Origin of the sequence: Flavobacterium alvei (assembly GCF_002920895.1) — a bacterium.
Lineage (GTDB): Bacteria > Bacteroidota > Bacteroidia > Flavobacteriales > Flavobacteriaceae > Flavobacterium > Flavobacterium alvei.
Genome location: NZ_PQVG01000007.1, coordinates 165,211 through 182,673 on the forward strand (window position 1 = coordinate 165,211; position 17,463 = coordinate 182,673).

The 17,463-nt window shown below is 34.6% G+C and carries 16 protein-coding genes; 5 read left to right on the forward strand and 11 right to left on the reverse strand.

The features are described 5' to 3' along the window. Positions 1 to 60: 60 nt before the first annotated feature. Positions 61 to 1,872 (reverse strand): hypothetical protein, encoded by a 1,812-nt coding sequence (locus tag C3L50_RS13100; RefSeq protein WP_165784018.1) that lies wholly within the window; start codon positions 1,870 to 1,872, stop codon positions 61 to 63. Between the two features lie 237 nt (positions 1,873 to 2,109). Here C3L50_RS13100 and nadA point away from each other — a divergent pair, with 237 nt between their 5' ends. Continuing rightward, positions 2,110 to 3,039, forward strand: a complete 930-nt coding sequence (nadA, locus tag C3L50_RS13105) for a quinolinate synthase NadA (protein ID WP_103806630.1) — start codon at positions 2,110 to 2,112, stop codon at positions 3,037 to 3,039. Beyond that, positions 3,039 to 4,574, forward strand: a complete 1,536-nt coding sequence (gene nadB / locus C3L50_RS13110) for an L-aspartate oxidase (RefSeq protein WP_103806631.1) — start codon at positions 3,039 to 3,041, stop codon at positions 4,572 to 4,574. The genes nadA and nadB overlap by 1 nt, the downstream gene beginning before the upstream one ends. A 71-nt stretch (positions 4,575 to 4,645) precedes the next feature. Here the strand turns inward: nadB and C3L50_RS13115 are convergent, their stop codons facing one another. From C3L50_RS13115 to C3L50_RS13125, 3 genes are all read right to left on the reverse strand, one after another. After that, positions 4,646 to 6,643, reverse strand: coding sequence for a TonB-copper family protein (locus tag C3L50_RS13115; protein WP_103806720.1), 1,998 nt, complete (start codon positions 6,641 to 6,643; stop codon positions 4,646 to 4,648). Between the two features lie 61 nt (positions 6,644 to 6,704). Beyond that, positions 6,705 to 7,541 (reverse strand): hypothetical protein, encoded by an 837-nt coding sequence (locus C3L50_RS13120; RefSeq protein WP_103806632.1) that lies wholly within the window; start codon positions 7,539 to 7,541, stop codon positions 6,705 to 6,707. 83 nt (positions 7,542 to 7,624) lie between these two features. Beyond that, the gene (locus C3L50_RS13125; RefSeq protein WP_243400382.1) at positions 7,625 to 7,999 is read right to left on the reverse strand and encodes a hypothetical protein; all 375 of its coding nucleotides are present in this window, start codon (positions 7,997 to 7,999) and stop codon (positions 7,625 to 7,627) included. A 144-nt stretch (positions 8,000 to 8,143) separates the two neighbouring features. Here C3L50_RS13125 and C3L50_RS13130 point away from each other — a divergent pair, with 144 nt between their 5' ends. The 3 genes from C3L50_RS13130 (at position 8,144) to C3L50_RS13140 (ending at position 10,593) form a co-directional block, all read left to right on the forward strand. After that, positions 8,144 to 8,737, forward strand: coding sequence for a Crp/Fnr family transcriptional regulator (locus tag C3L50_RS13130; RefSeq protein WP_103806633.1), 594 nt, complete (start codon positions 8,144 to 8,146; stop codon positions 8,735 to 8,737). Then, the gene (locus tag C3L50_RS13135; RefSeq protein ID WP_103806634.1) at positions 8,737 to 9,969 is read left to right on the forward strand and encodes a hypothetical protein; all 1,233 of its coding nucleotides are present in this window, start codon (positions 8,737 to 8,739) and stop codon (positions 9,967 to 9,969) included. Before C3L50_RS13130 ends, C3L50_RS13135 begins: the two co-directional genes overlap by 1 nt. Positions 9,970 to 10,038: 69 nt before the next feature. Beyond that, the gene (locus C3L50_RS13140; protein WP_103806635.1) at positions 10,039 to 10,593 is read left to right on the forward strand and encodes a fasciclin domain-containing protein; all 555 of its coding nucleotides are present in this window, start codon (positions 10,039 to 10,041) and stop codon (positions 10,591 to 10,593) included. Positions 10,594 to 10,799: 206 nt separating this feature from the next. Here C3L50_RS13140 and C3L50_RS13145 read toward each other — a convergent pair whose 3' ends face one another. From C3L50_RS13145 to C3L50_RS13175, 7 genes are all read right to left on the reverse strand, one after another. Beyond that, positions 10,800 to 11,171 (reverse strand): group III truncated hemoglobin, encoded by a 372-nt coding sequence (locus C3L50_RS13145; RefSeq protein WP_103806636.1) that lies wholly within the window; start codon positions 11,169 to 11,171, stop codon positions 10,800 to 10,802. 12 nt (positions 11,172 to 11,183) lie between these two features. Then, on the reverse strand, positions 11,184 to 11,951 hold the full coding sequence (locus tag C3L50_RS13150; RefSeq protein ID WP_103806637.1) for an ABC transporter permease subunit: 768 nt from the start codon (positions 11,949 to 11,951) through the stop codon (positions 11,184 to 11,186). Further along, a complete protein-coding gene (locus C3L50_RS13155) occupies positions 11,935 to 12,657 on the reverse strand; it encodes an ABC transporter ATP-binding protein (RefSeq protein ID WP_103806638.1) in 723 nt (240 codons plus the stop codon). The genes C3L50_RS13150 and C3L50_RS13155 overlap by 17 nt, the downstream gene beginning before the upstream one ends. Beyond that, on the reverse strand, positions 12,654 to 13,883 hold the full coding sequence (locus tag C3L50_RS13160) for a nitrous oxide reductase family maturation protein NosD (protein WP_103806722.1): 1,230 nt from the start codon (positions 13,881 to 13,883) through the stop codon (positions 12,654 to 12,656). The genes C3L50_RS13155 and C3L50_RS13160 overlap by 4 nt, the downstream gene beginning before the upstream one ends. Then, the gene (locus C3L50_RS13165; RefSeq protein ID WP_103806639.1) at positions 13,883 to 14,902 is read right to left on the reverse strand and encodes a nitrous oxide reductase accessory protein NosL; all 1,020 of its coding nucleotides are present in this window, start codon (positions 14,900 to 14,902) and stop codon (positions 13,883 to 13,885) included. Before C3L50_RS13165 ends, C3L50_RS13160 begins: the two co-directional genes overlap by 1 nt. 65 nt (positions 14,903 to 14,967) lie before the next feature. After that, positions 14,968 to 16,944 (reverse strand): Sec-dependent nitrous-oxide reductase, encoded by a 1,977-nt coding sequence (gene nosZ / locus C3L50_RS13170; RefSeq protein WP_103806640.1) that lies wholly within the window; start codon positions 16,942 to 16,944, stop codon positions 14,968 to 14,970. A 32-nt stretch (positions 16,945 to 16,976) separates the two neighbouring features. Further along, positions 16,977 to 17,450, reverse strand: a complete 474-nt coding sequence (locus C3L50_RS13175) for a c-type cytochrome (RefSeq protein ID WP_103806641.1) — start codon at positions 17,448 to 17,450, stop codon at positions 16,977 to 16,979. Between the last annotated feature and the right edge of the window lie 13 nt (positions 17,451 to 17,463).

Sequence of the window (17,463 nt, forward strand, 5' to 3'; positions counted from 1 at the left end):
TTAAAGCAAAAAAAACTCGCCTATAAATAAGCGAGTTTGATTTTATATAAAGAAACCTCTTTAAGCAACCACTAATTCTGGCACTTCTACTCCAAGCAATTCATTGGTATAAAACTCCAATTGGTTTTGAATTTCTTTGATACTATTTTCGAAATAATGGGTGTTTGCAAAAAAGTTTTGATAAAAAGCTATACCTTCTAACAAATTACTTTTAAAAGCTTTTAACTTTTTCACTTGCGAAGCATTAATCTCAGACGATATGTTTTTGATGTCATTTTTCAAATAATCGATATACATTTTCAATTCTTTGACAAATAAATTGGGGCGATTTAAATCGGTCATTACATTGAAATTGCCATAAATATGTCGAACCATTTCAGAAAGCGAAACTTCTTTGTCAAAATAAGCCATATTAGGACCTGGACAAACAATCACACCCTGAGCCTGACCTTTTATCTCAATATCATTTTCCAAATAAGAAGCATTGGCAAGACCTACGCAAAGACAAGCTTTTTCGGTAATATCGAACTTCTTTTTATCATAATCTTCTTGAGTTAAAGTTTCTTTTATTTCATTTAATTCATCCAATTTTACGTCTTGGTATTTCTTTGAAGAAGTACAAATTCCTTCGGGCCCAAATTCTTTGCTTAACGCCAAAAACTTTTTAGGGCAAGAACTTCCTGCTTTATCATCGTCAATACGCTTTTGTTTGAACATCTCGTTTGAGGTTCCTCTAACAGTATTGAATGGAACTCCCAAAGGCGAAATATGACTCAAATACAAATCATCCTCTTTGGCATTTCGCAATAATTCTCTTGTTTCTACATCTACTGAAGTGGCTTCTGGAACTAGCAAAAACGGTGTTCCCCAACCCACAGCATCAACATTATAATAATCCAACATAAAGTCGTGCTCTTCTGAAGTTCCTACACCACCTTGAACTGTAATTTTCAATTCCAAAGGAGTTTCAGGAGTGTGCATTCCTTTTTGCGCCAAGGCTTTCACCATAATATCGTGAGCCGATTGCACCAATTGGTCTTTTTTATGTTTAAATTCCTCCATAATTGGCCCTAATAAAATCCCATCTGTTGCAAAAGCGTGTCCGCCACAATTCAACCCTGATTCTATACGATATTCTGAAACCCAAAGCCCTTTTTTGGCCAAGAAATTCCCTTGAATCATTGCCGAACGATAATCACTCACTTTCAGAATAATTTTCTTTTTCAATTGATTGTTGGCATCTGGAAAAAAGCAAGGAAAACTTTCGAAATAAGCAAATAATCTAGGATTCATCCCTGCTGACAATACGATTGAAGAAGACAAATTACTATTAGCAAACCCGCGAAGAGCAGCATGCGCATCATTGAATTCTACTGGCAATTGCTCGTTATTGATAAAGTTATCTTTATCTAATTTGGTCATAATATTCACATCAATATCTCCAGGATAAAGATTTTCTTCCAGATATTTGAGAACATTTTCTTTCAAGGCGATTCCATCTTCCAAGAAGTGTTCTAACCCTTGTTTGATTTCGGATTTGTTGGGCAACATTGCTATGTAATTTTCTAATGCAAGTTTACTTTCTGACAATTCTGTCTTGAAATTCTCGAATTTTTCTTTTACGATTTTATCAACCAAGTTCAAATAAGAAGTAATCCTTTCGGCACGATAATCGTGAATTTTTTTTGTTATTTCTTGATAAGGAACGTCGAATTTTTCGCTGTAAAAAGCTCTCATTTTTTCAATAAGCTCATCATCTGCAAGTGCTATAACTGATGATATTCCGTATTTTGCTACTCGAATTGGGCTATCAATGGTGAAAGCCAATCCCATAACTGGAATATGAAAAGTATGTAACTGTTTATTTGTCATCATCTGCTTAACTATTTTTGTTATATGGTTTAAGCTGCAAATGTCGTAAATGTAATTAACACAAAAACTGATATTTATCATATGCGAAATTCTCAAATAATACATTATGCCTAAAATTTGTTAAATCCAATGAGAATGCAGAAAATACCGTACTTAAATTGAGTTTTTTGTCTTTCAAATAATTGTATCTTTGTAAAAATAATATCCATAAAACAGGATTACAAAATTGACTTAGGAATGAAAAATCTTAAAGAACGAATATTAGAACTTAAGAAAGAGAAAAATGCGGTTATTTTAGCGCACTATTATCAAGAAGCCGATATTCAGGATGTTGCTGATTATGTAGGAGATAGCTTAGGATTATCACAAGAAGCAACGAAAGTAGATGCTGATATTATCCTTTTTGCAGGAGTTCATTTTATGGCCGAAACCGCAAAAATTTTGAATCCTTCCAAAAAAGTAATCCTTCCCGATTTGAAAGCAGGTTGTTCTCTTGCAGAATCTTGTCCTGCGGATACTTTCGAAAAATTCACTAAGGCACATCCTGATCATATTGTGATTACTTATGTAAATTGTTCTGCCGAAGTTAAAGCCCTGACTGACATTGTTGTAACTTCTTCAAATGCAGTTAAAATTGTAAAATCTATTCCAAAAGACAAACCTATCATATTTGCTCCAGATAAAAATTTGGGAAAATATGTAATAGAACAAACAGGCAGAGAAATGCTACTTTGGGATGGCTCCTGTGTGGTTCACGAGGCTTTTTCTTTAGACAAATTAATTTCTCTATACAAAGAAAATCCCGACGCAAAAATCATAGCGCATCCAGAATCAGAAACCCATATTCTAAAAACGGCCAACTACATCGGTTCGACTGCTGGAATGATTGAATTTGTAAAGAAAGATCCAAGTCAGAAATTTATTGTTGCCACTGAAGCGGGAATTCTTCACAAAATGAAACAAGAAGTTCCTCATAAAATATTAATTCCTGCACCTTCAAACGAAGACAACACTTGTGCTTGCAGCGAATGTGGGTATATGAAAATGAACACTTTGCAAAAAGTATATGATTGCTTGTTAAACGAAACACCCGAAATTTCTGTTCCTGATGAAGTTATGAAAAAAGCATTAATTCCTATTGAACGAATGCTAGAATTATCTAAATAATGATCCAAACCAACTACTTGATTATAGGCTCTGGCGTTGCCGGACTGACCTTTGCACTGAAAATTGCAGAACAATTTCCAGACAAAAAAGTCACGATTGTAACCAAAGCCAATGCAGACGAATCCAACACTAAATATGCTCAAGGTGGCATTGCAATCGTGACGGACAAAATTGTCGATTCCTATGAAAAACACATCGAAGACACCCTAATTTGTGGTGATGGATTGTGTGACGAAGAAGTAGTAAGAATGGTGATTACCGAAGGTCCAAAACGATTAAAAGAATTAATTGAATGGGGAGCAAAGTTCGACAAAAATGCTGCAGGAACCTTAAATTTAGGAAAAGAAGGCGGCCATTCAGAAAATAGAGTGGTGCATCACAAGGATCAAACTGGCCAAGAAATTCAGCGTGCCATATCCTATCAAGTACATCAAAAAGAAAATATTCTCGTTTTAGATTACCATTTAGCCATTGATTTAATTACCGAAAACAATCGTTGTTTAGGAGCTTATGTTTTAGACGAAAAAACCAATGAAATCCTGACATTTAAATCCGATTTTACTCTACTTGCTACTGGCGGAATTGGGCATCTGTATGGTCATACCACCAATCCTGTCATTGCAACTGGCGATGGGATTGCAATGGCTTATCGAGCTAATGCAGTAATCAAAGAGATGGAATTCATACAATTTCACCCCACTGCTTTATACGATGCTTCGACTGGAACATCCTTTTTGATTTCGGAAGCCGTTCGTGGTTTTGGGGCTTATTTGCGTACCAAAAACGGTCATCGTTTTATGCCCGATTATGATTCTCGAGGCGATCTTGCTTCGCGTGATATTGTTTCTCAATGCATCGAAAAAGAACTTAAAAAATCGGGTGACGATTGTGTTTATCTCGATTGTTCACATTTGGATATGGATGGTTTCATCAAACATTTCCCAATGATTTATGAGCGTTGCAAAAGCATTGGAATCGATTTGTCTAAAGATTGGATTCCGGTGGTTCCAGCCCAACATTATCTTTGTGGCGGAATTGTGGTGGATAAAATGGGTAAAACTTCGGTCGAAAATTTATATGCCTGTGGCGAATGTTCCAGAACTGGCTTGCACGGAGCCAACAGATTAGCCTCCAATTCTTTGTTAGAAGCCCTAGTTTATTCGGATAAAATTTTTAATTATTTGGCTACTACTTCTTTCGAAAAAAACCAATTCGAAGGAAAAGTGACCGATTGGAAATTAATTGAAAAACCAGCCATCAATCCAGATTATGTTGCCAAAAGAAAAACAGAATTACAACTTTTGATGCGTCAAAATGCTGGAATTGTGCGCAATGACGCCGATTTGCTTCAAGCCAAAGAAGAACTAACCCTTTGGAAAACTGAAATCGAAGAAAAAATAAATAAATATCAAATTAATGCCGACTTGTGTGAATTGCAAAACTTGATCACCATTGGAACTTTAATCGTTCAGCAATCTATCGACCAAGTTGAAAATCGTGGCGGTTTTGTAAAAACAGACAACACAAATTCTTAGTTAAAAAAAAAGAAAAACCAGTAAACAGTATTTTTTATCTTACTTGTTTACTGGTTTTAATTTAAGTTGTTTCAAAAACTAAAACTCACATTCAAAAAGAAATTCCTTCCCTTTCTAGGAATGTTGTTCCAGTCTGAAAAAGTCGAATAATAGGTATCTAAAATGTTTTCGACTCCTGCTTTTAGACCACATTTCACTTTTTCAAAATCTAAAGAATATCCCGCATCAAAATTCAAAATAGCATATGATGGAGTTCTGTCTTCGCCATAAAATGGGCTGAATTGCGTTTGAGTTGCATTACCTTGAACAGCAATTGATGATAAAAATTTTTCTTTTTTGAAATTTAAAGAAGAAAAATACCTCAGCGGACTAATGAACGGCAAATTCTGGTTTTCAAAATCTTTTCCGTAGCTGTAAACCAATTGTCCCTTCCATTGTATAAAATCTGAAAATTGATACTCCAAATTTAAGTCAGTATTAAAAATAGTAGCATAATCCAAAGCGGTATAAATTTTAACTCCACTTGCTCCAATGGTCATTGGAACCAAACTCGCATCGGGTTTTCCAACAATATAATTGGAAATATGAAAATAGGAAGCCGACATTTTTGCACTCCATTTTTGGGTTTTATACCCCATAGAAACACTTGTTTCTAATGAATTTTCATTCTTCAATTCTGGATTTCCAATGTAATCATACGTATCAAAACTATTGAACAAATAGAAACCATATCCTTCAGAAACCGATGGAGCACGCTGACCGTAAGCCAATCCAAAACCATACGAAAAACCATTTTCATCAAACGAATAATTAGAAGAAACGCTTGGTAAAATTCGGTTTTTACTAGCTTTCATATTGGGATAAAAAATCCGTAAACTTTCTAAACCCAATTCACTAGCAACCTCGTTGAAATGATTACCCAAACTAGTTGAAAACTTCAAACTCGAATGACAATTTAACGCAATATTATCTTCTAAAAACAAAGCTGTATAAAGGGTTTTTACATCAGGCCAAGTGTACATAAACATTAATTTTTCGTTAGAATCGGCTGGATACATGGTCATTTCGGCAACAGAACGATTGTAAAACGAATTCAAATCGGCTATAAAATGATGGTTTCTAAGCGTTCCTTTTGTTTTAGAATAAAATCCAAACGTGTCGCTCCAACCAGGCATATCCATATGAATCGGAACCGAAGGTCGCTTGGTGTCATCCATTTTATGAGTGATGGTATTGTAGTAAATTTTGGTTTCCCAGTTTTCTATTGGGGACGACTCAGGAACATATTCAAACTTCAATGAAGTAATTAAGGCTTCGGCCAAAGAAACATCCATTGGCAAAGCAGGATAACCCACATCAGTCGCTTTGTCATAAATAATTGAACCTTCTAAGAGTTTGTTTTTATCAAAAGAAAAACCAGAAGTCGATGAAATATTGAATTTTCTAAACTGCGAAAACAAGACTTCCTGTCCATTTCCTGCTGTATAATTCTCGGCATCGCGAAACATAAAATCGGTATCTATATAGAACGAATTATTCGCATAATTGATAGCCGATCCTACTATTTTTTGTTTACTATTGGTTTCAAAACCTGTATTTACAGCCGCATTCCATCCTAAATTAGAAAATCCTGCACGATTTCTTTGTAAATCAACAGAACCCCCAATTGTTGCTCCGTGACAAGCGCCTTGTTGGCCTGATTTTAGGGTCGCTTCGGATAAATTGGAAACCTCAACATATGAAGTTATAGGATCCATTTTATCGGTACAAGCTCCAAAAATCCGCATACCATCAATGGTGACCAAAGTCCTTTCGGTAGGCATATTATTGATCATAGGCTCCCAAGCATAACTCCCTCGACGAATCATATCTATTTTGGTAGATTGCTGCAAATATTCGTCAATTGTAGCTAATGGTTTGGCTTGCTTTTGATACAGTTGTGCCTTTTTCCCAATTACAATTACTTCGGTTAAATCTTTTGGAGTTATTGTATCTGTTTCTTTTTCTTGGGCAAAAAGTATCTTGGGAAATAAAAAACACAATCCTATTATGATTATAAAGTTTTTCATCTTAAAAATTGTAAAATTATTTCTGCCAAAATGGTTCATTCTGGCAGAAAATAATTGTTTATTAAAACTCAATTTCGAAGTAAATACTACTTGCTGGAACAGCATCGGTAATGGTTTCTCCCTTCAAAACGGTTCCTGCTGCATTGAGTAATTGTAGATTAATTTTCCAATAACCTGTCATAGTAAGTGATAGTTTACCATTATATAAATCACCAGCAACAGTTTGAACTAAATCTACATTATTAGGCGAACTATGATTGCCCATGCTTGGCATTCTTGGGTCAATTTTCAATTTATAATTATCTACAACTGGAAAAGTCATCATGTCTTGCATTTTCCAAACTCCAGCTACCATATCGTTTACACCCACTTTTGGATGATGCGGATCAACATAGGCAGCTATATATCTAACCCCATCAGAACCTGTAAAAGTAGTCACTCTTTGTTTTGCCGATGCAGGAACATCGATTACAGAAGTCATGGTATAACTTGTTCCATTGATGGTGTAATCTATTTTTAAATCCCAATATTCAGTTGCATTTTGAGCCATTTGAAAAACAATATAACCTTCATAAACCAATCCATCGGTTGACACTTTTGTTACTGGCGATTTAGGACAAGAATGATTCATCGTGGCCATATGCATCACTGGTGTCCAAGTAAAGGTGGCATTTTTTATATATTGGTTTGTTGCATTGTCTTTAATTTTTAGTGCAATTTCGTTATAACCTTGCTCTAAACCTCCCATATGTTTGTATAATTCAATGGTGTGAGTGGTATTTGTAATTTCTTTAATCTTAGACAATCCATACAATTCATCAACTGCGGGTTCTTCATTATTTGAACAAGAAGCAAGAATGGTTAATAAAACCAATGGTAGTATTCTTAAAAATTTCATTTTTATATTTTTTAAAATTTGATAATAAACATCCTCTCGATATGTTTCTATATCGAAAATAGTATTTGTGTAAACTTGAAAAATTAAGAAATAAAAATGGGCGGTCTAAAAACGGAATCACTATTCAAAAAGTAGTATAAGTCAGAATAGCCACTGTTTGTTTTTGGGCAATCATCAAAACAAATTGATGCTAATTGAAATGTTTTTATTTTTTCAAAAAACAGAATTTCTGATTCTTGAGAGGTGTTTTTTTTATCGGACGAAATGGGTTTATCGTCTTCAGATGCTTTGGCAAGTTCTTTCATTAAATGGCATTTACCATTACAATGCATTTTGGGTTTGTCTTTATTAACGCAAAGCACTTTCGAAATATACTCATAATTAACAGCATAGTCTATCACCGGAAGTACCGGTTTTACTAAAATGAATAGCGCCAAAAGGTATATTATCTTTTTCACGTTGCAAATATAGAGCTTCAATTAAATTTTTTCTTATGATTGTGGTCATATTTTTTTTAACTTTATAAAAATTAAATTTGCGGTTCTAACTTGTTTTTACCCATTTAATTTAAAATAAACAAAAAAATTAACTTTCGAAATTAGATGCAGATAGATTTAGATTTACTATATTCTTGGGGAGCAGTTGCCAAAAAATACAAAAAAAATGAAGTCATTTTTGAAGAAGACGAAGCAGCTCATTTCTACTTTCAAATACTGGAAGGAAGCGTCCGAATGTTTAATTCTAATGAGGAAGGAAAAGAATTTACTCAAGGATTATTTTGTGATGGAGATGGTTTTGGTGAACCTCCTTTGTTTATTAACGAAACCTATCCTTCCAATGCTGTAACCATTCAGGACAGCACCATTATCAAATTATCGAAAGATAAGTTTCTGAAAATTTTAGACGAATATCCCAACATACAAAAAGACTTTTTATTAATATTTGCCCAGAAAATACATTCTAAATCAAGGACTTCAAAAGAAATCATCAATCAAAAACCTGAATTTAGAATAACTTCTTTTTTAAATTCTTACAAAAGAAAATCTGGAAATTCTACCGAAAGACTCCTAATTCCATTTACTCGTCAGGAAATTGCCAATTACACTGGACTTCGGGTCGAAACTGTCATCCGTGTTTTTAGCAAAATGAACGAAGCCAAAAAGGTAGAAATCATCCATCACAAAATCTATTATTAATGCAATTGAAAACTAAATTTTGGCTTAAAATTTCGCTACTTAACCTTTGTATTGTTGCTACTCTTGGTGTTTTGATGCGATACAAAATAGGATTTGAATTTCCTTTTTTTGACCAAAAACATTTGCAACATTCTCATTCTCATTTTGCTTTTTCAGGTTGGATTAGCCATACATTAATGACATTGATGGTTTATTATCTTCAAACCAAAACACTGAATTTACAAATCATCAAATACAATAAAATAATTATTACTAACTTGATTTGTGCCTACGGAATGCTCATTTGCTTTATTATTCAAGGGTATGGTTTCTTTTCTATAACTTTCTCTACAGCTTCAGTTTTAGTTTCTTATGTGTTTTGCTATCAATATTTCAAGGATTTAAAATTAATTGAAGATGATTTACTGGTAAAAAATTGGTTGAAAGCAGCTCTGTTTTTTAATATACTCTCTTCTTTGGGCACCTTTTATTTGGCCTATATGATGGCATCCAAAAACGTTGTACAGGATTTATATTTGTCATCAATCTATTTTTATTTGCATTTTCAATACAATGGATGGTTTTTCTTCGCCAGCATGGGATTGTTTTTGGGATTTTTAAACCTTCGAAAATCAGAACATCCGTTTTATGAAACTTTCTTCAAATTATTCGTCTTTGCATGCATTCCGGCCTATCTTCTATCCATTTTATGGTTAGATTTACCTTTCTGGCTTTATGTGATTACGATAATTGCTGCCATAATTCAGGTTTTTGCTTGGTTCAAATTCCTTCTTGTTTTATTAAAATCTAAAATAAATTCTTTAGAACAGTACTCTCCTTTGTTAAGATACATTTTAGTGTTTGTGGGTTTTGCTTTAAGTGTAAAATTAATACTTCAATTGGGCTCAACAGTTCCTATCATTAGCCAGCTGGCATTTGGCTTTAGACCTATTGTAATAGCCTATTTACATCTTGTTTTATTGGCAATCATTTCTTTGTTTTTATTGTTTTATATTTATTCCAACCATTTGATTATCCTAAACAAGAACATAAAATACGGAATACTATTGTTTTCGACTGCAGTGATTCTAAACGAAATTGTTTTGGCAATTCAAGGTCTTGCAGCCTTCAGTTACATCCCGATTCCTTATGTAAACGAAATCCTTTTTGGAATTGCTATTGTTTTATTGATTGGCATTGGATGTGTTGCTTATTTTTCTATTAAAAAAGCAAAAAACAAACCTCTTTTATGATTGCACTCATAAAATGATGGTTTAAAAATTAAGTGCTTTGCTTTATAAAAAAACTTAAGCACTTACATTATGAAAAAATTAATTTACCTATCCCTAGCTACTTTTATGTTTGCCGCTTTTGGATGCAAGCAAAACAGTGAAACCACCCCCGAAACAACAACAGAACCGACAGAAACTCCTGGAATGGGACAATCTGGTGTTAAAGATGAAACTTCTGCGCCAAATATCGTTCAAGTAGCTGTAGGAAGCAAAGACCACACCACTTTGGTCGCTGCTGTCAAAGCTGCCGGACTTGTTGATGCCTTGAGCAATGCTGGCCCTTTTACCGTTTTTGCCCCAACCAATGCAGCTTTTGATAAACTTCCTGCCGGAACTGTTGAAGGCTTATTGAAACCAGAGAAAAAAGGCGATTTAGAAAATATATTAGGCTATCATACCTATGTTGGCTCTTTGAAAACCGAGTATATGCAAGACGGTCAAGAATTTGATATGGTCTTTGGTGGAAAAGTAAAAATAACCAAAAAAGGAGACAAAACCTTTGTCAATGGTTCCGAAATTGTGGCTTCCATTCCTACATCAAACGGAATTATTCACGTGATTGGCGATGTATTGCTTCCAAAATAAAATTATTAATTCGCTTCTATATATTAACCAAAAAAGCGTGAGTTACTGCAACTCACGCTTTTTTTATTGGAATAAATCACTATGGACTTAAAGTCTGCAAGGTTAAAGTATTTGTGTAATTTGTGGTTAAACTATTTTAGAAACTAACGCAAAATGCACTAAAGTACATAGTTTTAAACTATATCTGAGGCCTATAAACCCAGTTATTATCGATGTGCCTTCTGCATCATTGCAGCGGCAATATTAACAGATCTTTGTTTAATTTCCTCTGCTTTTTTCCCTTCAAATAATTCATCTACTGTAGCATCAAATAAAGCATTCCAGTGATTAAAATGTTCGCCTTTAACCTCACTTTTTTTATGTAAATCTTCGTGTGCCACCATTGGATTACCGTCATAATTTCCCGAAAAGAACAATATGTTTTCAAAAAAATCACACATTTTAGGCAAATGTTCATCCCAATTGACTTTGGCAACCTCATTAAAAAAATAACTAATTGACGCATCCTCTTTTATTTTACCATAAAAAATCGCTACCAATTGCTCTATATCAGCTCTATCTTTGATATCTGTTTTCATTCTTTACCTTTTTTATAAATCTTTATTTTTAAACTTTTCTAGTGAAACCCAAAACGGGATAATTACCCACAAACATAACAACAAAAACGAAACTGACAACCCTATTGCCGTGCCAAAAAAATCTTTGAAAATAGCCCCCGTATAACCCATCATTGCTGAAACATCAAGTTGCAACAATATTTGAATTCGAGCTAAATCTATTGGACTAAAAGCCGTAACAGCCACCATAGCTTTTTCGATCGGATAATCTGAAAATTGAAATAATAGAAACAAAACCAATCCATCAAAAAGCAGGGCAAAAAACAACCAACTCATTATAGAAATCCCTATTCCTTTGGCCTTATCTCGAGTAAGAATTGAACTCAAAAAAGCCAAAGCAACAAAAACTAAGGAAATCAAGCATCCTACAATAACCATCATTAAACCGACACTATCGGGCGCATTTATCAAAAGAGGGATTCCAGCACCAATAAAAAAAGCAGCCACCATTGACAGCGATAATCCCAAAAACAAACTCAACCAAATCTTTTTTCGCTTGATAGGCTGGCTTAACAAAAGCTCGATAAATTCGGAACTGTTGTACAAATAAATTGTTGCAAAAAGGATGGAAACTAATGGAACCGTGAATAAAATGACGTTCAAAATAGTAAGTAATCCTTTGGCAGAATTGTCTTCCAATCCGAAAGAACTCCAAGAAAGCAGGGCCAAAATCAAGGTGTACCCCAATACAATCTTGTTTTTTAGAATGTCGAGAAATATGATTTTAATGATTCTGTTCATGGCTTTCACTTTTTAGAATTTTGGCAATAGCTTTTGAAATTTTTTGTTCGTTGGTAGATTCTAACAAATCGGAGATTGATTTATGAAAATGAACTTTGCCGTCTTGCATAAAAATAATTTGGCTAATCATATCGTCGAGTTCACTCAAAAGATGGGAAGTGATCAAGATGAGTTTCCCTTTTTCTCTCTCTTTGATAATTTTTTCTTTCAAAATTTCGGAAGCCAATGGATCTAAACCTGCTGTGGGTTCGTCTAAAATCAAAACCTGTGGATTGAACAAAAAAGCTAAAATGGCACTTACTTTTTGGGTTGTTCCACCTGAAAGAGTCCGCATTTGTTTGTCGAATATTTTTTCGAGTTCGAAAGCTTTTATTAAATCTTCGTCCAAAACTTCATCAGAATTTCGAATTTTTTTGATCATTTCGATAATTTGCACGACGGTCATATAATCAGGATAACGCCCTATTTGAGGCATATACCCAATTTGATCTCGATATTTATACTTATTCAATATCGATTTTTTATCAAATAAAATATCGCCTTTAGTCGGAATAACCATTCCCAAAATACTTTTTATCAAAGTGGTTTTTCCGCAACCGTTTGGACCAATTAGTGCAATGCATTCTCCTTTACTGAAAGTAAGATTAACATCGTTCAAAACTTCTAATTTTCCGAATTTTTTAAATATATTTTTAATTTCAATCATAAAGGCAAAGAATGCATTAATGGTTTTTTATCTATAAAATTATCAGGAGTTATGCTGGGCAAAATTTTCTCGGATTTGTCCAAAAGCGTAATCATAAAACTCCTGAAAAGCAACATCGCCGATGGATTATTTTCGGTAATTACAGAGAACAAACTCAGGGGATGAAATGGCACGTCACCCACTCCATTTTTGTCTAAATCATAACCTTCGTATTTGTCCCAATAATTGCCGTTGAAAGTATTGAGAACCAAACTTCCGTTAGTACTAATATCAAAAGTGTTACCCACGAAATTATTGTTTTGTATTTCATTATCCATACAACTGGCCTGAATTTTCATTCCCCAACCATTGGCTTCGAAACTATTTTTTTGAACCAAAATTCGGCTAGTGCCTTCCATATGAATTCCCGAAGTGTTTTTGGCAAATTTGTTTCCGATGATAAAACTATCAGAGATTTCTTTGAGGAACAATCCATAAGCGGCATCACCCCAATTTTCTTCAAAATGATTATTGACCATCTTGACTCTTCGGGTAAACATCACGGCCACTCCGGCACCATTGTTTTTGAAAACATTCGAAATATAGGCATCATCATTAGAGAACATAAAATGCAATCCGTAACGAATATTCTTGGTAGAAAAATTACCTTTAATTGTCGAATTGGTTACAAATTCAAAATAAATACCATCGCGATGCCCCGAAATAGTGTTGGAAATAATTTGGAGTCGGTCGCTTTTCCAGCAATGAATTCCATTGCCGATGCGTTGTTCTTCTTTGCCATAAGCCGAAACTTTGTTGTTTTTGACAATGCAATTGGCACCGTTTTGAATGTAGATTCCAAAGAAATTATCGTCGAGAATATTGTTCTGAATGACCACGTTATTTTTATTGTACACCTTGATTCCACAAGGATCTTCGAGCGTGGCATAACCCGATTTTATGACTTTAAAACCTCGCACAATTACGCCATCGGCTTTGATGGACAAGACTTCATATTTTTTTTGTCCGTCTAGAATTGGGTAATTTTTACCAATAAAAACTATTCTTTTATTGATGATGATATTACCTTCTTTATAATGTCCTTTGTGAACCAAAACCGTATCACCCACTTTGGCCAATACAATGGCTTTTTGGATTGATTTAATAGGTTTATTTGTCCCAACTTCAATCACTTTTGCTTGAAGAATGGAAGAAAACAAAAGCAGTATGTAGAAGATTTTTTTCATTATTTTTTTATAATTGCTGCCCAATTCATTGGTTTTGCATTCGATTTCGTTGCAAATTCTTTAGCTTCTTTTTCAGACGAAAAAGCAATAATTCCACCGTGCATTGGACTTTGAATCGTTCCACCTGAAAGGAAAAAAGCGGTTTCGGCTGGAATTAAAACATTGTCTTGAGCAAAGTTGCTTACAAAATAAGCTCCTATTTTTGTGTTGGTATTCTCTTTGCAATAATTAACCATACAACCAATGTCGTCAAATTTATAAATTCTCCCTTTTTGGGTAATTATTTCGGCTGCATATTTCCCGTCGGCGATGCTCATTTTACAAAAATCGCAATTGTCTTTATTTAATTTGATGGGTTCTTCTTTAAAATCGCCACAGGACATAAAAGAAAAAGACAATAGTAAAACCAAAACAGGATTGATTTTAGGTTTTCTAATAATTTTACTTATCAAACGGGTTTCTTTTGCCACAATAATAAAAAGCAAAATTCCAGCAGCAATCAATAGCCATCCCCCAATATCTGGAATGGAATAAGCCCCAAAATTAAGCAGTTGTTTATACCCAATCAATGGTGGTTGATAGGCCATTCCGGGCACCACAATGGCTGCATTGGGATTCAAATTGTGTCCGTATTCGTAGTTCCATCGGTAAAAATCCACACCGGCCAAAACTCCGAAAAGTAAAAAAGACAAGAATAATAAAACTACTCCTTTCCGTTTGTTTACAAAAACCATTGCCAAAGCAAATAATCCAAAAAAACCAACTATATAAGGGATGATTTGAAACTCTGGAAAATCTTCCGTATGCAAGGTTTTCATTCCGATATAATGATTTAATCCGTTGATAATATCCACATCGCCACCAATTTTGTTGGCGTGCAATTGCAACACCAAACCTTCTGGATATTGAGGCGCTTCGAGTTCAATTCGCCACATTGGAAACAATAGTGATGCAAAAAACAAAGCACTCACTGCCAAAAGAAATACTTTTGAAAATACAGTTATTTTTGAAGTGTTCATACTAATTGTTGTTATAAAAAAAAGGGAACAAAGAGACTTTGTTCCCTTTATAATAAAGAAATTAATTATTTAACAGCTGGAAGATTTGTTCCCAAGCTAAAAGTTAATGGAATAGCACTTCCTGCGGGGGAAACCCTCACATAACCTTGCATTTCTTGGTGCAAAGCACTACAAAAATCGGTGCAATAGAAAGGGACTATACCTACTTTTTTAGGCAACCATTTTAGGGTGCAAGTTTCTCCTGGCATAATAAGTAACTCTCCGTTATCGGCACCTTTTATAGCAAATCCGTGAGGCACATCCCAATCTTGTTCCAAGTTAGTTACGTGAAAATATACTTCGTCACCCACTTTTATCCCTTCGATGTTATCTGATGCAAAGTGTGAACGAATAGAAGTCATATAAACATCGACTCTATTTCCTTTTCGAACCACTTTGGCTTCTTTTTCTCCTTTGGTTACGAAAGGATGATTATTTTCTTCAATTTTATAGAATTTTAATTGTCCATTATTTCGAATCAAATCGGCTGGTGCAGCTTGTGCATAATGAGGTTCTCCAATGGTTGGAAAATCTAAAACCAATTGCATTTTATCGCCACTAATGTCGAATATTTGAGCACTTTGGGCCAATTCTGGACCAGTTGGCAAAAATCTATCCTTGGTGATTTTGTTGTAAGCAATCAGGTATTTTCCGAATGGCTTTCTACTGTCTCCTCCTGGAATACACAAGTGACCTACAGAATAATAAGTTGGCACTCTATCCAAAACTTTCAATGATTTGATGTCCCATTTCACCACTTCTGAAGAAACGAAGAATGTGGTATAGGCATTTCCTTTTCCGTCAAATTCGGTATGCAATGGACCAAGACCTGGTTTTTGAACTTCACCATGAAGAGCTGCTTCATATTTTACGACTGGAATTCCGTCATATTCTCCGTCAAATTGTTTGTTTTTGATGGCATTTTGCAATTTATCAAAACTAAATACAGGAATTAATGCGGCTAATTTTCCTGAACCAACGATATATTCTCCCGTTGGATCCACATCACAACCGTGAGGCGATTTTGGACAAGGAATCATATAACAGATGTCTTTCAATTCTTTGGCACTCAAAACCAAAACTTCGGTTCTGATTTCAGATTTTGCAGAATGTGTTTTTTCGTCATAGACATTATGAGCATATTTTGTTGCTACTTTTTTACCTTTTCCTGCTTTAACATATTCTTCGGCTTTTTTCCAGTTAACTGCCATAATAAAATCTTTGTCTTTTTGGGAAGCATTAACCTCTAACAAAGTATTCGCTTGTTCGGTATTGTAACAAGAGAAGAAAAACCAACCGTGAGATTTGCCTTTACCGGCGTGACTCAAATCGAAATTTACTCCAGGTGCTTCAATTTGGAATGCAATATCCAATTGACCTTCTTTACCTACTTTTACAAAACTTAAATAACCTTTAAAGTTTTTCTTATAGGTATTGATAGGCACATCTCCATTGGCATTATCTGGTGGAACGCTAAAACGAGTTCCAGCTACCACATATTCGGTGTTTTCAGTAATAAATGGAGAGGAATGATTTCCTGCACTATTTGGTAATTCGATAATTTCTTTGGTAGTAAACGTTTTCAAATCTACCCGAGCAATACGAGGAGTGTTATTGGCATTGGCAAAAAGCCATCGACCATCTACTTCTCCATTGGTTTGAGACAACTCAGTGTGGTGCTGATCGTCCCAAGGAATAAATCCGTGAGAAGTATTTAGCATAGGTTTGGTCTCTTCGCTATAACCATAACCACTTTGAGGGTCGGCAGAAAAGACAGGAATAACTCTAAAAAGTCTTCCGCTTGGAAGGCCGTAAACACTTACTTGACCGCTAAAACCTCCGGAAACGAAATTATAAAATTCGTCATACTTACCAGGAGCAACGTATGCTTTCTGAGCTGCGTCTCCACTTACAACATCTCCTGAATTTTTGGGTTTGCAAGAACTGAAAAAAGCGGCAACCATAACAATGGCCAAACTCGCTTTCAAAAATGTATTGTTCATATTATTTTGGTTTTAAATTAGTTGCAAATTTCTTATTTCACTCCGTCGTTTTGACGCATAAACTCCAATAAATTTCTAGCATCTTCATCTGTAAGAGATTGATTTGGCATTCGCACTAAACAAATTTCCAATTGAGCTTGAAGTTTAGGATCTTTGTCAATCATAGGGTCAGGATTAGTAATAAAGTTCATAATCCATGCAGGTTTAAATCTAGAAGTTACCCCTTTCCAGCCTGGGCCTACTAATTTTTCGTCTGTTAGTTTGTGACAAGCAGAACATTTAACCACTTGAATTTTTTCGCCTTCAGCAGCCATAGTCGCATCTAATGTAGCCCCTAATTCTACTGTTGTATGTTTACCAATTCCTCGATTTGGGTCATAAGAAGAGGCATCACTTGCAGCATCAGAAGTTTTTGCTCCAGTTGAAAAATCTTCAGTTGAGGCTTCCTTTTTACCACATGAAATAAACAAAGCTACAGCAACAATAAATAATGATAATTTGTACATATAAATAGTTTTT